This is a genomic window from Bradyrhizobium sp. SZCCT0231, assembly GCF_018130245.1.
Taxonomy (GTDB): Bacteria; Pseudomonadota; Alphaproteobacteria; order Rhizobiales; family Xanthobacteraceae; genus Bradyrhizobium; species Bradyrhizobium japonicum_F.
The window spans coordinates 1-19,182 of the sequence record NZ_JAFCKP010000011.1 but is presented as its reverse complement, the minus strand read 5'-3'; the positions used below and the strand labels follow the sequence as shown (position 1 = coordinate 19,182).

Here is a 19,182-nt window from a genome sequence, read left to right as displayed (position 1 = left end):
CACCACCCCCTCCCGTCATTGTCGGGAGGCGCATCACATCATTCATTTTGAGGAGCTGATCATGCGTCGTCTTTCCGTGCTGTGCGCTGCCGCCGGCCTTGCCGTCACCGCGTTCGTCGCCGCGAGCCCTGCCGAAGCCAGCTATCACCTGATCCGCTGGCAGGACACCGGCTTCTGCCAGATCTGGGACGAGAGCATACCGACCGCGCCGTGGCCGGCCGGCTATCACCGCGCCAGCGCGACCGTGCCGACCTTCCTCGACGCGCTCGTGGTGAAGGATGCCGCGCTGAAGAACGGCCACTGCAGCTGGTAACAATTCGATCGGCGGACGAAGAGCCGGGCAAGGACGCCAGCGTCCTCGCCCGGTTGTTTTTGTGTTGCGTGAACGAGGGCTGGGACGCCCTCACGCGTCCTTGTGCGCGCCGGGATGGATCAGGATGTCGCGCGCGGCGGCGAGGTCGATGAAGGCTTCCGCGCTGCCGCCCTGGTCGGGATGCATGCCCTTGGCGGCACGGCGATAGGCCTGGTTGATGTCCTCGCAGGTGAGCTGCACCGCGAGCGGCAGGCCGAGCACCTTGCGGGCGCGGTCCTCGCTGGACAGCTGCTTCGGCAGGGCGTTGCGGCGGCCGAAGCGCGGGGCGGAGAGATCGTGCACGACCTCGAGCACCACGCCGAGACGGCGCTGGGCCGCCAGCGTCACGCCGTGATCGTCATTGTCCACGGCCTGGCGCAGCACCGGAAGCGCCTGCTCGGCGGCATGGCGCAGCGTGACGTCGCTGCTCATCCGCGCGATCTCCGCCAAGAGCCGGCCCGCCTCGGCCCAATCGGGCGCCGACCGCAGGCGTTCCAGAGCGAGTTTCCAGGAGTCGAGCCGTTCCATCATGCGCGCAACGTTTAGCAATGAAGATCAGTATGCCAAGGCCGCCGTTTCCGACCCCTTAATTTCGAGTTAGCTTTTCGTGAAACTTCGAAACGAAATCGGGAGGAATATGTCATGGCATTGCTCGCAAACCACATCGCCGTCGTCACGGGCGCCGGCTCCGGCATCGGGCGGGCGATCGCCGCCGGTTATGCGCGCGAGGGCGCGCAGGTCGTGCTGCTCGACGTCAACGCCGAGACGGTGGCGGAGGCCGCGCAGGAGATCCGGAAAGCGGGCGGCAAGGCCGAGAGCTTTGCGCTCGACGTGACCCGCCGCGAGGATTGCTTTGCCCTGGCGAAGCAGGTTGCAGACAAGGTCGGACAGGTCTCGATCCTCGTCAACAATGCCGGCATCACCCGCCGCAATGCCTTCACCGCCGAGACCGAGACGGTGGCGAAGGACTGGAACGACATCATCTCGCTCAACCTCAACGGCGTCTTCAACATGACGCAGGCGTTCCTCGCCCCCTTGCGCGCGAGCAAAGGCCGCATCGTCAATATCGGCTCGATCCAGTCCTTCGTGCATCTGCGCACGCCGAGCTCGGCGGCCTACACCACCTCGAAACACGGCGTGCTCGGCTTCACCAAGGCGCTCGCGGTCGAGCTCGGCAAGGAAGGCGTGCGCGTCAACGCGATCGGCCCCGGCTTCATCGAAACCAACATCAACGCCAATGTGCGCGCGACCAATCCGGCGCTGGTGCAGGCCTTCGTCGATCACACTCCGCTGGCCCGCACCGGCAAGCCCGAGGATATCGTCGGACCTGCGATCTTCCTCGCATCTGACATGTCGGCCTATGTCACCGGAACGATCGTGATGGTGGATGGCGGGTATCGCACGGTGTGAGGCGCGGCGCTCTTTCATCGCACGCGGTGTCATCGTCCGCCTGCGCGGGCATGACACCTGCTCGATCGCACGAGATAGGTCCGCATCACGATGCATGTCGTGCCAATCGCGGCGGCTTCGCGGCATTCCTGAGGTCAATTGGTGCGATCGCCCCCGGTTAACCCTTCATTAACCAAACCGGGCCACCGTGGATCTACGGCTTGGGGGTCGTTGGTTCTCGATCCGCTTCCAACGATGGAAGCGGGCGTTGGTCGGGAGGTGTTGATGACCACTGTTCATGTCGCTGCGTCCGAGCCGGACGCACAATTCTTTGCTCCAAACCAGATCGTTCCGCTTCTGATCGGCGCCACCGTCGACGAGGTCGAGCGTGAGCTCGTACTCCAGACGCTGGCGCGCTGCGACGGCAACCGCACGCGCGCCTCGCGTGTTCTCGGCCTGTCGGTGCGCACGCTGCGCAACAAGATCAGGCTCTATGCCGCCTCCGGTATCGACGTGCCTGCCTATCAAGACTAGCGCGTGAGGACGCGCCGCTGGATCAGTCCACCGACGATGACCGCAAGCGCGATCATCGCGACCGAGCCGGCGATCAGTTCGACCGCACGGAGCAAGAAGGCCGTCATGACAGCCCATGACGGTTGCGGCTCCTCGGCGAACGCGACCGGGACGATGTCAGGCACCAGCAGGTGATCGAGGCCGAGCGAGGCCGCGAGAATGACAGCGAACAGGCAAAAGACCTTCCACGCTGCGCGCATCGGTCGCTCCTCGCATGGGGTGTGGCCGTGCGCGATCGATGACACGGCCGCTGGCCCGACCGATTGATGTTGATCAAGCTCGGCACGATGCGCGGGCAGAATTGCTGCTGTCGTCAAACGCCGCTAAGTAGCTTGCTTCGGGTGAAGGGAGCAGTGGCGTGGCAGACGATCAGGGACGACGGCAGGGACCTCAGGGTCCGCGCGGGCGGCAAGGCGAGCCGGGACGGCCGGGGCCGCAGGGTCATCCGGGCCGGCGCGGTCCCGACGGGGCGCGCGGCAAGCCGGGGCCGCAGGGCAAGCCGGGACCGATCGGAAAGGCCGGCCCGCCCGGCAAGCCCGGTCCGCAAGGCAAGCAGGGCGAAGCCGGCCCGCGCGGCGCCGCCGGCGCGCCGGGGCCTGCCGGACCGCAGGGGTCCGCGGGACCGCAAGGCCCGCGCGGCGAGCCGGGTCCGCCCGGCCAATTGCCTTCGATCGAGCAAGTGCTGCCGTGGCTCGACCAGCTCTTCGACGCCTGGGACGAACGCCGCCGCCAGCGCGAGCGCGAAGCCGCCGAGCGCGAAGCGCTCGAGGCCGCAGTCCAGGAGTCCGGCGCGGCAATCGTCGATGACGAGAGCGATGACGGCGACGATCACAAGAAGAAAAAGAAAAAGAAGAAGCACGACCACAAGGACTAGCAGACCAGCCTATTTCGGCCGATCCTCGCGCCGCGACAACATGCCCATGCGCTCGAACTGCCAGCGCATGGCGCGATACCAGAGATAGCCGACCGCCGCTCCGCACAGCGCGAGGACGATCACGTTCGCGCTCGAGAACGAGCCGCTCCACCACATCATCCACGCGGTCCATAGCAGCGTGAAGACGATGGCACCTGCTTTCAAAGGAAGAAGGGGGCGGCTCATGGTCGTGCTCCGGGCGATCGAAACCCCGGCCACCACCATCGCAAGCTGAGGCAGCAGATACCGTGAGCCAGATCACGGAGCGCGTTGTTCGAGCTCACGAACCGAAGCGGAGCCGCGAGCGCTCTTTCGCCTTTTCCGCCTCAACGTCACGGTCGCGCGCCGGGGCATGCGTATGCAGCGACGTCAGGAGTTTTCGTGCGGCCTCGGAGACCTCGGCCACCGCACGCTCGAACGCCGCCTCGTTGACCTGCGACGGCTTGTTGAAACCCGACAGCTTTCGCACGAACTGCAGCGCGCTGGCGTGAATCTCATCCTCCGTCGCCGGCGGCTCGAAGTTGAACAGCGTCTTGATGTTGCGGCACATGCAGGGGTCTCCGGAAGTTTCCCTCAAGGACGATCAGCGGCGCCGAAATCCTACATCCATCCCCGCACCCCAGGAACGCGCTCATATCGCAATGCATCATATGCGGCGCTCCGCCGCCGCATATTATTTGAGCATGCAATGCACTGACAGCTCGGGCTTAATCGTCTCAATAGTCGAATCGACGCGCGGACGAATCATGCGCGAATGGCAAGGCGCGACGAGGAGGACCGCATGCACAGGATGGCACTGTGCGTTTGGCTGGCTGCGACGACGGCGCTGACGAGCGCCGCATTCGCATTCGACAACGGGCAATATGATCACGTCCCGCCCGACATCCGCGCCTGGTTCAAGAGCGTGATCGCGCCGAATGGCGTGCCCTGCTGCGACATCTCCGATGGCCATCGCACCGACTACGACGTGCGCGGCGGCACCTATTGGGTGCCGATCGAGGGACAATGGATGGAGGTGCCTGAGCGCGCCATCATCCGCGATCGCGGCAATCCGGTTGGCCAGGCCGTGGTGTGGTACGTTCACCACCGCGGTGCCGTCATCATCAGCTGCTTCGTGCCGGCGGATGCGGTCTAGAGCATGATCCGGGAAAGTGTGCAGCGGTTTTCCCTCGCGACAAACGCGGAACGCGTTTGCGCGGAGATCATGCTCAAACAATAAAACACGATGGATTTCGTTGGCTGGACACGCCTGATCGGATAGCTTTGGCCCAAACTGAAGCGGAGGCATGCCGTTGACCGATCTTAGCGCCGAAGACCTCGCCACCATCTATGCCAGGCCGAGCCCGCGCGTGATCGCGAAGGCACGGCCCGCGATCGATGCGCATGCGAAGAAGTTCATCGAGATGTCGCCGTTCTGCGTGCTCGCAACCTCGGGCGCGGACGGCAGCGTCGATGCTTCGCCGCGCGGCGGCGGCATCGGCTTCGTCCGCGTCGCCGGTCCCAACCAGTTGCTGATGCCGGACCGCTCCGGCAACAACCGCATCGACAGTTTTCGCAACGTCGTCGAAGGCTCGGGTTTCGTGCATCTGTTGTTCTTCGTGCCGGGGATCGACGAGACGCTGCGCGTCGGCGGACGCGGCACGCTGTCGGCCGATCCGGATCTGCTCGCCTCGATGGTCGAATTCGGCAAGCCGCCGCGCGCGGTGCTGAGCGTCGCCGTCAGCGAAGTCTATTTCCACTGCGGCAAGGCGCTGATGCGCTCGAAGCTGTGGTCGGCGGACAAGATGCAGCGCTCGGTGATGCCGAGCATCGTCACGGTCATTCACGAGCAGACCGGCTTAGGGGAACCGGCGAGCCAGGAGACCGTGGAAGAAATCTACAAGACGCAGTTGTAGGTCGTTCCGCAATCACAGGTGTCGTCCCGGACCAGCGAAGCGCAGATCCGGGATCTCCGCGCGAGCGCTTGCGCTCGTCGCGATAGTCACAGGACATCGTTTGGCGAAGACTCGTCGTCGGTACTGCTACTGGCGACGATCGATAGATTCCGCGGTATGAGTCCCTGCTTGCGCAGGGACGACACCGGGTGTGCGGCTGCCCCCGGAGCTTAATGCCCCTCGCCCTCGAGCCCGCCGACATGCTTCTGGGTGTAGAGCTCGAGGCCGATGCGGCCGATCAGGTCAAGCTGGGTTTCGAGGAAGTCGATGTGGTGCTCCTCGTCGCTCATCAGCTTCTCGAACAGGTCGCGCGTGACGTAGTCCTTGACGCCGTGGCAGTAGGTCGCCGCTTCCTGGTACAGCGCCCGCGCGCTCATCTCGGCAGCGAGATCGCACTCGATGATCTCCTTGACGTTCTGGCCGATGCGCAGGGGATCGAGCACCTGCATGTTCGGGAAGCCGTCGAAGAACAGGATGCGCGCGGTGAGCTTGTCGGCGTGCTCCATCTCCTCGATGGACTCCTTGCGCCAGACCTTGGCCATGTCGAGGAGGCCCCAATTGTCGAGGAAGCGGTAGTGCAGCCAGTACTGATTGATCGCAGTCAGCTCGTGACGCAGCGCCTTGTTGAGATAGTCGATGACCTTTGGGTCGCCCTGCATGGTTCACTCCAGCTCTTGCAGTCCAAATCGGCCCTAGCCGAATTTAGAATGCTTCTAAATGAGTTTGCGGACAAGGGCAATCAGCCACGCGGACGCAGCCGGGGAAAAGCTCAGCCGACGTTGCGGAAGTTTTTAGCAGGCCGCGAGGGCGAAAAGCGCGGATCCGGCCGTCTCGTCATTGGCCACCACGGTGTGGCCGTGGGGGCAGCCGGCGCAGCAGGACTGGGCGCAGGGGCCGAGCGCTTCGTCGATGATGGTCTTGATGGTCCGGGCACAGCGACCGCATTCGGCACTACAGCCAAGACATCCATAGACCTGCTTGGCGTGGCGCACGGCATCGTCGGACTCGGCGACCGCGGCGCGGATGTCGTCATCGCTCAGCACGTTACAGGAACAAACGATCATGGAAGCGGCAGGCCCTTCGGTGATGCGCCATCATCGATATTTAACGGGCCGGTCGGATGCAAAAGGAAAAACCGGTATTTGAAGCTATTCCAAACTGGCCCGATCAAAGCCTAGAACGGCTCTAAAATAAGCTGTTGCGCTGGATCAAGATTTGCGGGGCTCTAGTCGCCACCACCACCTCCTCCACCGTCGCCCCCGCCTCCGCAGTCGCCGCCGCTGCTGCCGCTATCGCCGCTCGAACAGCTGCCGCCGTCGGTCGAGCTCCCCGAACTGCCGCCGGAAAACCAGCTTCCCAGCGAGAAGCCGTCGCTCGTTCCGGAGTAGCTGTCGCCGCCGCTACTCCCTCCGCCGCTGCCGGCCGCTGCGCGGGAGCGCCGTGCCCGGTTCTGGAGGTGTGCGATCCAGCCGTAGCCGATCGCGGAAACGATTCCGGCAGCAATCAATGCATTGACCATCGCGTTGCCCATCATCGTCTCCCGGTGAGGCTGGGGCCCATGTCAATTGGTCGTCTCCGGCAAAGGCGCCGTTCATTGATCATTCAAGCGAAGTATGGAACCTTGCGCCCCAAAGGGTTCCCGCGTGTTCGTCTGAAAGGTCAAGCCAATGAAGAAGTCGCTCCTGGCGGTCGCTGCCGTCGCCACCCTGGCCCTGGCGGCCGGAACACCGGCCCATGCCCAGCGCGGCGTCGCAGCCGGCGTGGCGGCCGGGATCATCGGCGGCGCCATTGTCGGCGGCGCGCTGGCTTCTCCGTATTATTACGGACCCGGCTATGGCTACTATGAGCCGGGCTACTACCCGCCGCGCTACTACGCCCCCGGTCCCGGCTATGTTGCCGACGACTATTACGGCGGTTGCGTCTGGCAGAAGCAGCGCTTCTGGGACGGCTATGCCTGGCGCGTTCGCCGCGTCCGAGTCTGCGGCTGAGGCACTCCAAGCCGGTTCACTGCGGATGTGCCGTTCATCTCAGGGCCTGAAAAAGACCGCTTTTTCTCGTCACAGCTCCGTGTGCGTTTACCGTGGGTTGACCATTTGCGCGCTTCCTAGCTGCAAGGCCAATTCCATCAGAGTGTGCGTGAACCTTTGAAACCCGGGCGCCTCTAACAGGAGGAACCCATCTCCCAGGAGAGCCAAGAGCATGAACAAGACTTTAGTTGCCGCCCTCACGGTTGCGACGGTCGCCGGTTCGCTGGTGACTGCCGCTCCGTCCGCGAAGGCGCATGACGGCGTCGGCGCCGGCATCGCAGCCGGCCTGATCGGCGGCGCCATCGTCGGCGGCGCCATCGCGTCGAGCCGTCCCGCCTATGGCGGCCCCGTTTACGTTGCCGAGCCCCCGCCGCCCGCGCCCTGCTACTGGCGCCGTGAGCGCTATTGGGACGGCTACGGCTGGGTCAGCCGCCCGGTTCGCGTCTGCTACTGATCTGATCGCCTTGGCGCATGCGCGCCGCGATCAAGAGCCCGGCCGAGACCATCGGCCGGGCTTTTTCTTTGCATACGCTATCGCGCCGCCAGGATCGAACGCAGCACCTCTTCACTCGGCCAGCAATCGACCCTGAGTCCCGCCGACTTCTGGTAGGCGCCGAGCGCGGCACGCGTCTGCATGCCGGCCTTGCCGTCGATCTTGTCCTTGTAGAGCCCGACGCGGGTGAGCCCGCGCTGCATGGTCTCGACATCCTTCGTGCGCAATTGCTTCGAAGCCGACCAGGGCGTTGCAAACGGCAGCGGGCTCGTCATGCGGTCGCTGAGATGGCCGACGAACAGCACGTAGAGGTCGGAGAAATTGTACTCCTTGATGACGAAGTAGTTCTTCGTCGTCAGGAACGACGGGCCATAGATGCCTTCGGGCTGAAGCAGCGAGGCCGGCTGCGCCTGCTCGGCGGCGCTGAGTTTTTGGCCCCGCACCGGCACAAACCCGTCGCGCAGCCATTGGCCGATCGGCTTCGTCACCTCGGGCACGCCGGTGGTGCAATCGACCTTCGCTGGCGCCTGCACCTCGTAAGCCCAGCGCACCCCGCTCTGCCAGCCTTTGTTGACGAGCTGCTGTGCGGCGGAGGCGAGCGCATCCGGCACCGAGTGCCAGATATCGATGCGGCCGTCGCCATCGAAGTCGACGCCGTGCTTGTAATATTCCGAGGGCAGAAACTGCGTCAGCCCGGTGGCGCCGGCCCAGGACGAGCGCATGTCCTTCCGCGTCACCACGCCTTCGCCGAGGATCTTCAGCGCGAGGATGAACTCGTTGCGATACTGATCCTTGCGCCGGCCGACATAGGCCTGTGTCGCCAGCACGCGGACGAGATCGTAAGGCAGCGTGTAGCGGCCATAGTCGGTCTCACGGCCCCAAATCGCGAGCATGACGGTGGCAGGCACGCCCGAGCTTTTCTCGATTGAGCCAAGAGCCGGACGATATTTCTGCAGCAGCCGCTGGCCCTCGCCGGCAAGGCGCGCGATCGAGGCTTCCTTGACGTAGTCGGCCGGCACCTGCACGAACTCGGCCTGCGACGGCGCACCGGTCGCCGGCCGTCCCGGCAGGATCAGGTCCGGCAGCTTGTAGTCAGGCTCGAGCCCGCGCGTCTGCTCGTCGAATGTCGCGCGCGAGACGCCTTCTGCCTGCGCTTCCGGCCACAGCGAGGCGATGAACTGCGTGAAGGCGGCGTCGGCGGCGCGGGCGGACGACCAGCCGCAGGTGACGACGATCACCGCAGCGATGAGCGCCCGCCGCATCATGCCGCCATCACCGCGTCAGCTTCTTGTACTTCACGCGGTGCGGAATGATGCTGTCCTGGCCGAGCCGGCGCATCTTGTCCTTCTCGTAATCCTGGAAGTTGCCCTCGAACCATTCGACGTGGCTGTCGTCTTCGAAGGACAGGATATGTGTCGCGATGCGGTCGAGGAACCAGCGGTCGTGGCTGATGATGACGGCGCAGCCGGCAAAGTCCTCCAGCGCCTCTTCGAGCGCGCGCAGCGTGTCGACGTCGAGGTCGTTGGTGGGTTCGTCGAGCAGCAGCACGTTGGCGCCGGACTTCAGCATCTTGGCAAGATGCACGCGGTTGCGTTCACCGCCGGAGAGCGCGCCGACCTTCTTCTGCTGGTCGGCGCCCTTGAAGTTGAACGACGAGCAATAGCCGCGTGAATTGACTTCCTTCTTGCCGAGCAGGATCAGCTCGTTGCCGCCGGAGATCTCCTCCCACACGGTCTTCTTGCCGTCGAGCGCGTCGCGCGACTGATCGACGTAACCGAGATGCACGGTCTCGCCGACCGTGATCGTGCCGGAGTCCGGCTTCTCCTGGCCGGTGATCATCCTGAACAGCGTGGTCTTGCCGGCGCCGTTGGGGCCGATCACGCCGACGATACCGCCGGGCGGCAGCTTGAAAGTGAGGTTGTCGATCAGCAGGCGATCGCCAAAGCCTTTGCTGAGGCCGTCGAAATCGACCACATTGGCGCCGAGCCGCTCGGCAACCGGGATGATGATCTGCGCGGTCTGGGTCTGCTTCTCGCTCGCCTTCTTGAGCAGTTCCTCATAGCGCTGGTAGCGCGCCTTCGACTTGGCCTGGCGGGCCTTGGGCGAGGAAGCGACCCATTCCTGCTCGCGAGCGAGCGTTTTCTGGTGCGCTGCGTCCTCGCGTCCTTCCTGCTCCAGACGCTTCTGCTTCTGCACCAGCCAGGACGAGTAGTTGCCCTCGTACGGGATTCCGCGGCCGCGATCGAGCTCGAGGATCCAGCCCGTGACGTTGTCGAGGAAGTAGCGGTCGTGGGTGACGATCAGAATCGCACCGGGATAGTTGCGAAGGTGGCCTTCCAGCCACGACACGGATTCGGCGTCGAGATGGTTGGTGGGCTCGTCCAGCAGCAGCAGCTCGGGCTGGTCGAGCAGCAGGCGGCACAGCGCAACGCGGCGACGTTCACCGCCGGAGAGCTTCGTCACGTCGGCATCGTCGGGCGGACAGCGCAGCGCGTCCATGGCCTGGTCGACCTTGCTGTCGAGATCCCACAGGCCCTGGGCCTCGATCTCGTCCTGCAGCTTGGTCATCTCGTCGGCGGTCTCGTCCGAATAGTTGACCGCGAGTTCATTGTAGCGGTCGAGGATCGCCTTCTGCTTGGCGACGCCCCGCATGACATTCTCGCGCACGGAAAGCGCAGGGTCCAGCTGCGGCTCCTGCTCGAGATAGCCGACGCGGGCGCCCTCGGCGACCCAGGCTTCGCCGGTATATTCCTTGTCGAGGCCGGCCATGATCTTGAGCAGCGTCGACTTACCCGAGCCGTTGACGCCGAGCACGCCGATCTTGGCGTCCGGGTAGAAGCTCAGATGGATGTTATCGAGCACCTTCCGGGTCGGGTAGCTCTTGGTCAGGCCCTGCATGAAATAGATGAACTGGCGCGCCATCGGTCCCGTGAAACCTTCGATTTGAGGGAATTTGCTTGCCGCCGATGTAACGATCCCGCCCCCAAAGGGCAACGTTTTCCCTCCGTTCACCACGGATGAATACGGGACGGACACCATCCGGCCACCGATCCGGACAATTGAAACCATTTTTTAATAAAGCAGGCCAAAGCTCGATTTCGCGCGGAAACAGCGCCACCCGCTCAGAACGAACGGGGAGCACAGCGAGGCCGACCATGGCTCTGATCGAGACCAACACTCTTCCTGTTCCGGCAGTCGCCGGCCACGTCTCCGGGTTCGTCTCGGAGGTCAGAGGTTTCTGGAAGCGCTTCTTCGCCACCGCCTTCAATCCCTACCGGCCCGAGCTGCACTACATGCGTGGACCCGGTCCCGCCTGGCGCGCCAAGCACGGCATGGATGCGCCGTTCCGTCTCAAGCCCCGCGACGTCTGAGCCCACTTTCCTATCGGACTTTTGAAGACGCAGGCTGCTTGCGCGCTGGCGCGATTGCGCGCAACCATGGCCCGGTTCCGACGATGGCGCCCACTTGCGCCGCCACCTCTCGCCATGGATGAACGCCGATGAGCCGGCTGCGCTGTGCAATTCTCGACGACTATTTCAACCTCGCCCTCGACGTCGCGGACTGGCCGAAGCTGTCGGACCGTGTTGACGTCACCGTGTTCAGCCATCCCTTCGCCTCCGAGCAGGCGGCGGCGAGCGCACTGGCGGATTTGGACGTCATCTGCGCGATGCGCGAGCGCACCGCCTTCCCCAAGAGCCTGTTCGATAAGCTGCCCAAGCTGAAGCTGCTGCTGACCTCAGGCATGCGCAACGCTTCCATCGATATGGAGGCTGCGAAGGCGCGCAATGTGGCCGTCGGCGGCACGCAATATTCGCGCGACCCGACGGCGCCGCTCACCATGGGCCTGATTCTGGAGCTGACCCGCGGCATCGGCCGCGAGAATGCGCGCATGCATGCGGGCGAGCCCTGGCAGAGCTTTGCCGGCATCGAGATCGAAGGCATGACGCTCGGCATCGTCGGGCTCGGCAAGCTCGGCAGCAAGATGGCGGGGATCGCGAAAGCGTTCGGCATGAACGTGATCGCCTGGAGTCCGAACCTGACGCCGGAGAAGTGCGCCGCGGCCGGCGTCGGTTACGCCACGAAGGAGGAGCTGTTCGCGAAGGCCGACATCGTCACCATCCATGTGGTGCTGAGCGATCGCTCGCGCGGGCTGGTCGGAGCTGCCGACCTTGCGCGGATGAAGCCGACCGCCTTTCTCGTCAACACCGCGCGCGGGCCGATCGTGGACGAGCAGGCGCTGCTGGAGGCCTTGCAGCAGCGCAAGATCGCGGGCGCCGGGCTCGACGTTTTCTCGATCGAGCCGCTGCCGGTCGACCATCCCTTCCGCAAGCTCGACAATCTCGTGCTGACGCCGCATCTCGGCTACGCGACCGCGGACGGGTTGCGCATCCACTACGGCCAGATGGTCGAGGCGATCGACGCCTTCACCAAAGGCGGCGAGTTGCCGCGCAGGCTGGCCTGAAACGACACTGGCCTCAAACGACGATGGGCGTGCCAAGGCACGCCCATCGCAATTCGAAATTCTCTCGCAGCGTCAGCGCACGGTGACCGGCGCGGGCAGCGGGGGCACCACGGTCGGCTGCGTACCCGGAACGGGGCCAGCCTGGGCGGACATCGGAGCCGGCCCGGCAGCGCTCGGCGTCGGCGCAGCGGAGGCAGTCGCCGTTCCCGGCGGCGGGCCGCCCGGCATCACCACCACGCGGGTGCCGACCTTGACGCGATCGAACAGGTCCGAGACGTCCTCGTTCAGCATGCCGATGCAGCCGGAGGAGACGAACTTGCCGATCGTCGAAGGCTGATTGGTGCCGTGGATGCGGTAGACGGTCGAGCCGAGATACATCGCGCGGGCGCCGAGCGGATTGCCCGGGCCGCCCGCCATGAAGCGCGGCAGGTAAGGCTGACGCTCGATCATCTCGGTCGGCGGATGCCAATCCGGCCACTCGGCCTTGCGGGTGATCTTCTGCACGCCGGTCCAGGTGAAGCCATCGCGGCCGACGCGGACGCCGTAGCGGATCGCACGGCCGCCTCCGAGCACGTAATAGAGGTAGGTGTTGGGGGTATCGACCACGAGCGTGCCGGCCGGCTCCTTGGTCTGGAATGCGACCTCCTGACGGCGCAGGTTCGGCGGCAGCTGCACCGGCGCAGCATCGGGCTGCTCCTCGGGCGGCAGCGAGGCCAACGTCATCGGCCGGCCATCGGCGCCAACGGGCGGCTGCGCGGCCTGGACCGCCCCGGTCGCGGCGGGACCGCCCACAGCCTCGGGCGGACGCAGGCCATCATTGGCGGGCGCCTGCTGGCCCGGGCGATTGGCGTAGATCACCGGCGGCGGACCGGCGGGCCGGCCGTAGCGGGGATCATCGGGCGACATCACGGGGCCCTGGGGCGGCGCCGCCGAATAGACCGGAGCGCCAGCCGGACGGCCATAACGGGGATCGTCCGGCGACATCACCGGACCCTGCGGCGGAGCGGCGGAGTAGACCGGCGGGCCGGCGGGGCGGCCGTAACGCGGATCATCGACCGGACCGGGCGGCGGCAGCGAGGCCTGCGGCATCGCGTCGTCGTCTTCGTCCAGCGCGTCGAAATTCGGCGTGCGGTCACCGGGCCGATATTCGGCCGGGGCGCCATAGCTCGGCGCCTGCTGGACCGGATAGCTCTGAGCCTGAGCGAGCGAGGTTCCCGCCGCAGCGACTGTTGCGGCAGCGCATATCGTCAGAAAGTGTTTGATCATCATCGCTCTTGTATAGTCCCCAAGCCCGATCGGACCGTTAACGGCCAGATGACGGAAGATAGCGGCACATTCAAGACATATCAGGCCGATTTGCGCCGGATTTCCTGATTTGTGATCCGCAAGACGATCGTTGCCCCGTTGCATCACGGGGCTGAAATCGTATCGCGCCATGAATTGCCGCGATGTTCGGCCGCGATTTTAACGGAACGATGCGGAAGCCTTGCGATATGGTCGAATCAGCCTGATTCGCCACCCTTTTGAACTCCGGTCCCGCGTGGCGAGCGCGGCAAGCAGTACCGTCACCGCGTTCAGATGGCTCTTGGGCCCTGGCCACCTCGCCGCCGGGGCGGAAATTCGCAATCGCTCGATGCTTCCCGGCTTTCGCTTCCTGTTTGCCGCGATCCTGCTGTCAACCTCCATCCTGGTGTTCGGCCTAGGGGCCGCGGCGCTGCTACGGGCGACCCATCAGCAGTATGTCAGCACCCCCTCCTGGCGGAACGGCCCGCAGGAGCAGGTGTTTGTGCAAGTGCCCGAGCCGGCCCAGCCGGTGCTCGCGGTGTTGCGGGCCGAACCGGAGCTGCCCGCCGAGACCACGCCATCGCTGCGCGACCAGGTGCCGACCATTGGACTGCCGGCGAGCGAGCCCGAACAGGTTGCCGCGCTGGCGACCGACACCGACGTTCAGCCGCAGGTCGCCGCGCCCCTGGCAGACGTGCCGGCTGTCGAACCGGCCAAGCCCGAAGCAACGATGGAGGCCGCAGTGCCGGCCTCCACCGACACGCTTACCCCGGCCGACACCACCGCCGCGATCCCCGAGGCCAAGCCTGCCGCAACCGCCAGCGAGCCGGCGCCTGTTGACCCCAGTGCCGCCCTCGCCGCCTCGGCACTTGATGTCGCCTCCGCGAGGCTCGCCGCGCTGAACGAGCCGGCGACGACGACCGTGAAGGATGCGCCGGCGAAGGCCAAGGCCGAGAGCAACAAGTCGGACAGTAGCGCATCGGACAGCAAGGCGACCAAGCGCAAGGCGAAGGCCAAGAAAAGTCACCGCGTGGTGCGGCGTCCGCTGCCGCCTCAGCAATTGCAGCAGCAGCTCGATCCGTTCGGCCAGCCGCAGACTTTCGCGACGACGACCACGCGCACGCGTTGATGCCCCTTCTTCGCCTCTCCCCGCTTGCGGGGCGAGGGGGCGCACCGTCATCGTGGCTGCGATCTCACGCCGGCCCGGTCGCGATCGGCGGGCCGCCGGCCTGGCCCCATTCCGACCAGGAGCCGTCATAGAGCGCGGTGTCGGTGATGCCGAGGCGATACAGCGCGAGCGTCAGCACGCCCGCCGACACGCCCGAGCCGCAGCTCGTCACGATTGGTGCATCCAACTTGACACCGGCGTTCGTGAAGGCGGCGCGGAGCTCGTCGAGTGGCTTCATCTCACCGGTCGCCGCATCGAACAGCAGATTGTAGGGCACGTTGCGGGCGCCCGGGACGTGGCCGGAGCGGATGCCCGGCCGCGGCTCGGGCGCGCGGCCCTCGAAGCGGTCGGCGGCGCGCGCGTCGATCACCTGCTCCTTGCGGCTTTCGACGTTGGCGATCAGCTGCTGCATGCTGCGCACGCGGTTTGCGTCGTAGCTCGCCTTGAAGGTCGCCGGCTTCGGCTTGACCTCGCCGCTCTCGACCGGCCGTCCTTCGGCGCGCCACTTCTTCAGCCCGCCATTGAGGATGCGCACATTGCCGTGGCCGTAGGACAGGAACATCCACCACGCGCGGGGTGCTGCGACCCAGCCGCCGGCATCGTAGAGCACGACGGTATCGCTATTTCCGATGCCGAGATTGCCGACGTCACGGCCGAACTGCTCGGCGCTCGGAAACATGTGCGGCAGCGGGTTGGAATGATCCGACACCGCGTCGACGTCGAAGAACACGGCGCCCGGAAGGTGCGCAGCGAGGTAGTCGTCCTTCGGCAGCGGCAGCACGCCCGGCAGCTTGAAGCTGGCGTCGAGGATCTTGACGTTGGCGTCGCCCATGTGGGCGGCGAGCCAGTCGGTGGAGACGAGGGGGTCGGTGGCGGTGGTCATGGGCATGCTCCGGCAATTGTCTCAGTCGTCATGGCCGGGCTTGTCCCGGCCATCCACGTTCTTCGTTGCGGCTAAGACGTGGATGCCCGGGACAAGCCCGGGCATGACGTTGTGGCTGGTTGTGTGCGTCCAATCTACCCCTTCTTCTTCGGCTCCCATTGCTCCGTCGGGCCGCCGGCGTCGCGCCAGGCGGCGTAGCCGCCGGCGATGTGGGCGACGGGCTTGAGGCCCATGTCCTGTGCGGTCTTGGCGGCAAGCGCGGAGCGCAGGCCGCCGGCGCAGTGGAACACGAACTTCTTGTCCTCCTGGAAGATCGGCTTGGCATAGGGACTCTGCGGATCAATCCAGAATTCGAGCATGCCGCGGGTGCAGGCGAAGGCGCCGGGGATGCGGCCGTCGCGCTCGATCTCGCGGGGATCGCGGATGTCGACGATGACGACGTCGCCGTTCTTTGAGATCTCGATCGCATCCTTGGCCGAGAGCGTCTCGATCTCGGCATTGGCCTCGTCGATCAGCGCCTTGATGCCGCGGGTGATGGTCTGGGGCATATGGTTCTCCCTCTTGTTGTCATTCCGGGGCGCGCGCAGCGCGAACCCGGAATCCATTCCTCTACATGCGCTGCGGCCCGATGGATTCTCTGATGCGCAATTGCGCATCAAAGTTCGCGACTGCGTCGCGCCCCGGAATGACGACGGGAGACATCAGTGCGTCAATTCCTTCATCGCACCTTCCAGCCCCTCGATCGTGATCGGATACATCCGGTTCGCAAAAATGCGTTTGATGATGGTGGTCGATTCCGAATAGTCCCAGTGCTTCTGCTGCACCGGGTTCAGCCACACCGCATGCGGATAGGTGCGGATGATGCGGTCGAGCCAGACCGAGCCGGGCTCCTCGTTGACGTGCTCGACCGAGCCGCCCGGCACCATGATCTCGTAAGGCGACATCGAGGCATCGCCAACGAACACGACCTTGTAGTCGTGCGGGTATTTGTGCAGCACGTCCCAGGTCGGCGTGCGGTCGGTGAAGCGGCGCTTGTTCTGCTTCCACACGCCTTCATAGAGGCAGTTGTGGAAGTAGAAATACTCCATGTGCTTGAACTCGCTCTTCGCCGCCGAGAACAGCTCCTCGACCTGCTCGATATGCGCGTCCATGGAGCCGCCGATGTCGAAGAACACCAGCAGCTTCACCGCGTTGCGCCGTTCGGGGCGCATGTGGACGTCGAGATAGCCATGATTGGCGGTCTCGCGGATGGTGGTGTCGAGATCGAGCTCGTCGGGCGCGCCGGTGCGCGCGAACTTGCGCAGGCGCCGCAGCGCCACCTTGATGTTGCGGATGCCGAGCTCGACATTGCCGTCCAAGTCCTTGAACTCGCGCTTGTCCCACACCTTCACGGCGCGGTTGTTGCGGTTCTTCTCCTGGCCGATGCGGACGCCCTCGGGATTGTAGCCGTGGGCGCCGAACGGCGAGGTGCCCGCCGTGCCGATCCACTTCGAGCCGCCCTGGTGACGGCCCTTCTGCTCCTCGAGGCGCTTCTTCAAGGTCTCCATGAGCTTGTCCCAGCCCATGGCCTCGATCTGCTTCTTCTCCTCTTCCGTCAGGTACTTTTCGGCGAGCTTCTTCAGCCACTCCTCGGGGATCTCGGCCTTCTCCATGGCGTCGAGCAGGTTTTCCAGCCCCTTGAACACCGTGCCGAAGACGCGGTCGAACTTGTCGAGATTGCGCTCGTCCTTCACCAGCGAGGCGCGCGACAGATAGTAGAAATTCTCGACCGTGTAGTCCGCAAGGTCAGCGTCGAGCGCCTCCATCAGCGTGAGGTATTCGCGCAGCGTCACGGGGACCTGCGCGTCGCGCAGAGAAGTGAAGAATTGCAGGAACATGGGTGACAGATTGCCCGTCGGGTGGCGAACGTCAAGGGGCGGAGACGATCGCTCTGTGCTGGACCGGGAGGCTTTTTGCTCTAGAATTGACCGCCTCAAGGGGTTGTTTCGGGGACGTTTGCAATGGGAATTCTCGCAGCGCTCATCATCGGCGCGATCGCAGGCTGGCTCGCGGGCAAGATTGTCCACGGGGCGGGATTTGGGCTGGTCGGCAACATCGTCGTCGGCATCATCGGCGCGCTGGTGGCGAGCTGGGTTCTGCCACAGCTGCACATCGGGCTTGCCACCGGCACGTTAGGTGCCATCGTCGACGCCACCATCGGCGCGGTGATTGTGCTGGTCATCCTTTCGCTGATAAAACGGGTCTGAAAGCCTGACCGAACCAGGAACGGCCGCCGCGAGCGGCCGTTCGCTTGTCGTGACCGAGGCCATGATATTGGGCAACAGCCTTGCGACGACGACCAACAAGGACGCGCAATGAAATTTACCGGCACCAAGGACTATGTTGCGACCGACGACCTCAAGGTCGCCGTCAATGCCTCGATCGTGCTCGAGCGCCCGCTCCTGGTGAAGGGCGAGCCCGGCACCGGCAAGACGGTGCTGGCGGAGGAAGTGGCCAAGGCGCTGAATGCGCCGCTTTTGACCTGGCACATCAAGTCGACCACCAAGGCGCAGCAGGGCCTCTACGAATACGACGCAGTGTCGCGCCTGCGCGACAGCCAGCTCGGCGACGCGCGCGTGTCCGACATCAAGAACTACATCAAGCGCGGCAAGCTGTGGGAGGCCTTCACCGCCGAGCAGCGCCCGGTGCTCCTGATCGACGAGATCGACAAGGCCGACATCGAATTCCCCAACGACCTGCTGCTCGAGCTCGACCGCATGGAATTCCATGTCTACGAGACCGGCGAGACGATCAAGGCCAAGCAGCGCCCGATCATGATGATCACCTCCAACAACGAGAAGGAGCTGCCGGACGCGTTCCTGCGCCGCTGCTTCTTCCACTACATCAAGTTCCCCGACGCCGACACGATGGGCCGCATCGTCGACGTCCACTTCCCCGGCATCAAGAAGCGCCTGGTGGAAGAGGCGCTGCGCATCTTCTTCGAGGTGCGCGAGGTGCCGGGCCTGAAGAAGAAGCCGTCGACCTCGGAGCTGCTCGATTGGCTCAAGCTGCTGCTCAACGAGGACATGAGCGTCGAGCAATTGCGCGAGCGCGACCCGCGCAAACTGATCCCGCCGCTGCACGGCGCGCTGCTGAAGAACGAGCAGGACGTGCATCTGTTCGAGCGGCTGGCGTTCTTGAGCCGACGGGAAGTGTAGGCTCGGGCTCACTCGCGATAGCACTCCGCTGTCGCTCAAAGCATTGGTGTCATTCCCCGCGAAGGCGGGGAATCCAGTACGCCGCAGCCTCTCGGCTCCATCACAGCCGCCTCTGGAATACTGGGCGCCCGGTCAAGCCGGGCGATGACAGTGAGAGTGTGGCACGCGCCTGCTTCCCCATCGTCATTGCGAGCGCAGCGACTTGTCCGCCGAAGCCTTGGCGAAGGCGGAAGCAATCCAGAATCCCTCCGCGGAAACAGTCTGGATTGCTTCGTCGCAAGCGCTCCTCGCGATGACGGAGCAAGCGGCAACGGCGGCGTCCCCCAACTCGCATCGCAGTCGCAGACGCACCTTCGCAGCCTCGCGGCGCATTCCGCCCGAGATTTGCTTCATTCCATCGCCCCAAAGAAAGAGGGCGCAGGGAAGACCGCATAGGCGTTAAGGTAGCGCAGGCATGGATTGATACCGACGTTTTCGGGGAGGCTCGCGCAGGTGCCGCCCAAGCGC

At 65.0% G+C, this 19,182-nt stretch carries 26 protein-coding genes; 13 read left to right on the top strand and 13 right to left on the bottom strand.

The features are described from left to right. Nucleotides 1–61 precede the first annotated feature (61 nt). Nucleotides 62–313 (top strand): hypothetical protein, encoded by a 252-nt coding sequence (locus JQ566_RS22975; RefSeq protein WP_100235440.1) that lies wholly within the window; start codon nt 62–64, stop codon nt 311–313. Between the two features lie 90 nt (nt 314–403). Here JQ566_RS22975 and JQ566_RS22970 read toward each other — a convergent pair whose 3' ends face one another. Further along, nucleotides 404–883, bottom strand: coding sequence for a J domain-containing protein (locus tag JQ566_RS22970; RefSeq protein ID WP_212375918.1), 480 nt, complete (start codon nt 881–883; stop codon nt 404–406). A gap of 111 nt (nt 884–994) precedes the next feature. Here JQ566_RS22970 and JQ566_RS22965 point away from each other — a divergent pair, with 111 nt between their 5' ends. Continuing rightward, nucleotides 995–1,762, top strand: coding sequence for an SDR family NAD(P)-dependent oxidoreductase (locus JQ566_RS22965; protein WP_212375916.1), 768 nt, complete (start codon nt 995–997; stop codon nt 1,760–1,762). A 264-nt stretch (nt 1,763–2,026) separates the two neighbouring features. Beyond that, nucleotides 2,027–2,275: a helix-turn-helix domain-containing protein gene (locus JQ566_RS22960; protein WP_212375913.1), complete on the top strand. Its 249-nt coding sequence runs from the start codon at nt 2,027–2,029 to the stop codon at nt 2,273–2,275. Here JQ566_RS22960 and JQ566_RS22955 read toward each other — a convergent pair. Next, the gene (locus tag JQ566_RS22955) at nt 2,272–2,514 is read right to left on the bottom strand and encodes a hypothetical protein (protein WP_212375910.1); all 243 of its coding nucleotides are present in this window, start codon (nt 2,512–2,514) and stop codon (nt 2,272–2,274) included. The two genes, JQ566_RS22960 and JQ566_RS22955, sit on opposite strands and share 4 nt — an antisense overlap. 158 nt (nt 2,515–2,672) lie before the next feature. On the opposite strand from JQ566_RS22955, the gene JQ566_RS22950 reads away from it, so the two are divergent. Continuing rightward, nucleotides 2,673–3,188 (top strand): collagen-like protein, encoded by a 516-nt coding sequence (locus JQ566_RS22950; RefSeq protein WP_212375907.1) that lies wholly within the window; start codon nt 2,673–2,675, stop codon nt 3,186–3,188. Nucleotides 3,189–3,197: 9 nt separating this feature from the next. Here JQ566_RS22950 and JQ566_RS22945 read toward each other — a convergent pair whose 3' ends face one another. Together JQ566_RS22945 and JQ566_RS22940 are read right to left on the bottom strand one after the other, a co-directional pair. Next, nucleotides 3,198–3,413, bottom strand: a complete 216-nt coding sequence (locus JQ566_RS22945; RefSeq protein ID WP_212375904.1) for a hypothetical protein — start codon at nt 3,411–3,413, stop codon at nt 3,198–3,200. A gap of 94 nt (nt 3,414–3,507) precedes the next feature. Then, nucleotides 3,508–3,777 carry a DUF2277 domain-containing protein gene (locus JQ566_RS22940; protein ID WP_212375901.1) on the bottom strand — a complete coding sequence of 90 codons (270 nt, stop codon included), beginning with the start codon at nt 3,775–3,777 and terminating at the stop codon, nt 3,508–3,510. 231 nt (nt 3,778–4,008) lie between these two features. Between JQ566_RS22940 and JQ566_RS22935 the strand changes: the two genes are divergently transcribed. Further along, entirely contained in the window at nt 4,009–4,362 is a 354-nt protein-coding gene (locus JQ566_RS22935; RefSeq protein WP_212375898.1) for a hypothetical protein, read from the top strand. Nucleotides 4,363–4,519: 157 nt separating this feature from the next. Further along, nucleotides 4,520–5,122, top strand: a complete 603-nt coding sequence (locus JQ566_RS22930) for an MSMEG_1061 family FMN-dependent PPOX-type flavoprotein (RefSeq protein WP_212375895.1) — start codon at nt 4,520–4,522, stop codon at nt 5,120–5,122. 209 nt (nt 5,123–5,331) lie between these two features. On the opposite strand, the gene bfr is transcribed toward JQ566_RS22930, so the two are convergent. The 3 genes from bfr to JQ566_RS22915 all read right to left on the bottom strand — a co-directional run bounded on the left by bfr (nt 5,332) and on the right by JQ566_RS22915 (nt 6,695). Continuing rightward, the gene (gene bfr / locus JQ566_RS22925; protein WP_211406973.1) at nt 5,332–5,820 is read right to left on the bottom strand and encodes a bacterioferritin; all 489 of its coding nucleotides are present in this window, start codon (nt 5,818–5,820) and stop codon (nt 5,332–5,334) included. A 132-nt stretch (nt 5,821–5,952) separates the two neighbouring features. Then, entirely contained in the window at nt 5,953–6,225 is a 273-nt protein-coding gene (locus tag JQ566_RS22920; RefSeq protein ID WP_212375892.1) for a (2Fe-2S)-binding protein, read from the bottom strand. Nucleotides 6,226–6,386: 161 nt separating this feature from the next. Next, the gene (locus JQ566_RS22915; protein WP_212375889.1) at nt 6,387–6,695 is read right to left on the bottom strand and encodes a hypothetical protein; all 309 of its coding nucleotides are present in this window, start codon (nt 6,693–6,695) and stop codon (nt 6,387–6,389) included. A gap of 133 nt (nt 6,696–6,828) precedes the next feature. Between JQ566_RS22915 and JQ566_RS22910 the strand changes: the two genes are divergently transcribed. Both JQ566_RS22910 and JQ566_RS22905 read left to right on the top strand, forming a co-directional pair. Then, nucleotides 6,829–7,149 carry a hypothetical protein gene (locus JQ566_RS22910; protein WP_100235450.1) on the top strand — a complete coding sequence of 107 codons (321 nt, stop codon included), beginning with the start codon at nt 6,829–6,831 and terminating at the stop codon, nt 7,147–7,149. A gap of 211 nt (nt 7,150–7,360) precedes the next feature. Next, nucleotides 7,361–7,642: a hypothetical protein gene (locus JQ566_RS22905; protein ID WP_212375887.1), complete on the top strand. Its 282-nt coding sequence runs from the start codon at nt 7,361–7,363 to the stop codon at nt 7,640–7,642. Nucleotides 7,643–7,719: 77 nt separating this feature from the next. Here JQ566_RS22905 and JQ566_RS22900 read toward each other — a convergent pair whose 3' ends face one another. After that, nucleotides 7,720–8,946: a lytic murein transglycosylase gene (locus tag JQ566_RS22900; RefSeq protein WP_212375884.1), complete on the bottom strand. Its 1,227-nt coding sequence runs from the start codon at nt 8,944–8,946 to the stop codon at nt 7,720–7,722. 7 nt (nt 8,947–8,953) lie between these two features. After that, complete coding sequence (ettA, locus tag JQ566_RS22895) at nt 8,954–10,603, bottom strand: energy-dependent translational throttle protein EttA (RefSeq protein ID WP_212375881.1); 1,650 nt, start codon at nt 10,601–10,603, stop codon at nt 8,954–8,956. 233 nt (nt 10,604–10,836) lie between these two features. Between ettA and JQ566_RS22890 the strand changes: the two genes are divergently transcribed. Together JQ566_RS22890 and JQ566_RS22885 are read left to right on the top strand one after the other, a co-directional pair. Further along, nucleotides 10,837–11,052 carry a hypothetical protein gene (locus JQ566_RS22890; RefSeq protein ID WP_212375878.1) on the top strand — a complete coding sequence of 72 codons (216 nt, stop codon included), beginning with the start codon at nt 10,837–10,839 and terminating at the stop codon, nt 11,050–11,052. Nucleotides 11,053–11,180: 128 nt separating this feature from the next. After that, on the top strand, nt 11,181–12,143 hold the full coding sequence (locus JQ566_RS22885; protein ID WP_212375876.1) for a D-2-hydroxyacid dehydrogenase family protein: 963 nt from the start codon (nt 11,181–11,183) through the stop codon (nt 12,141–12,143). Between the two features lie 72 nt (nt 12,144–12,215). Here the strand turns inward: JQ566_RS22885 and JQ566_RS22880 are convergent, their stop codons facing one another. Continuing rightward, the gene (locus JQ566_RS22880) at nt 12,216–13,409 is read right to left on the bottom strand and encodes a L,D-transpeptidase family protein (protein WP_212375873.1); all 1,194 of its coding nucleotides are present in this window, start codon (nt 13,407–13,409) and stop codon (nt 12,216–12,218) included. Nucleotides 13,410–13,776: 367 nt separating this feature from the next. Here JQ566_RS22880 and JQ566_RS22875 point away from each other — a divergent pair, with 367 nt between their 5' ends. Continuing rightward, nucleotides 13,777–14,556, top strand: coding sequence for a hypothetical protein (locus JQ566_RS22875; RefSeq protein ID WP_212375870.1), 780 nt, complete (start codon nt 13,777–13,779; stop codon nt 14,554–14,556). A gap of 64 nt (nt 14,557–14,620) precedes the next feature. On the opposite strand, the gene sseA is transcribed toward JQ566_RS22875, so the two are convergent. The 3 genes from sseA to JQ566_RS22860 form a co-directional block, all read right to left on the bottom strand. Next, nucleotides 14,621–15,478: a 3-mercaptopyruvate sulfurtransferase gene (gene sseA, locus JQ566_RS22870; protein ID WP_212375867.1), complete on the bottom strand. Its 858-nt coding sequence runs from the start codon at nt 15,476–15,478 to the stop codon at nt 14,621–14,623. Nucleotides 15,479–15,612: 134 nt separating this feature from the next. Further along, nucleotides 15,613–16,026: a rhodanese-like domain-containing protein gene (locus JQ566_RS22865; RefSeq protein ID WP_212375864.1), complete on the bottom strand. Its 414-nt coding sequence runs from the start codon at nt 16,024–16,026 to the stop codon at nt 15,613–15,615. Between the two features lie 153 nt (nt 16,027–16,179). Continuing rightward, nucleotides 16,180–17,355: a vWA domain-containing protein gene (locus tag JQ566_RS22860; protein ID WP_128927389.1), complete on the bottom strand. Its 1,176-nt coding sequence runs from the start codon at nt 17,353–17,355 to the stop codon at nt 16,180–16,182. Between the two features lie 123 nt (nt 17,356–17,478). On the opposite strand from JQ566_RS22860, the gene JQ566_RS22855 reads away from it, so the two are divergent. Further along, nucleotides 17,479–17,724, top strand: coding sequence for a GlsB/YeaQ/YmgE family stress response membrane protein (locus tag JQ566_RS22855; RefSeq protein WP_183244798.1), 246 nt, complete (start codon nt 17,479–17,481; stop codon nt 17,722–17,724). 108 nt (nt 17,725–17,832) lie between these two features. Continuing rightward, a complete protein-coding gene (locus JQ566_RS22850; protein ID WP_018641030.1) occupies nt 17,833–18,675 on the top strand; it encodes an AAA family ATPase in 843 nt (280 codons plus the stop codon). The last annotated feature ends 507 nt before the right edge of the window (nt 18,676–19,182 follow it).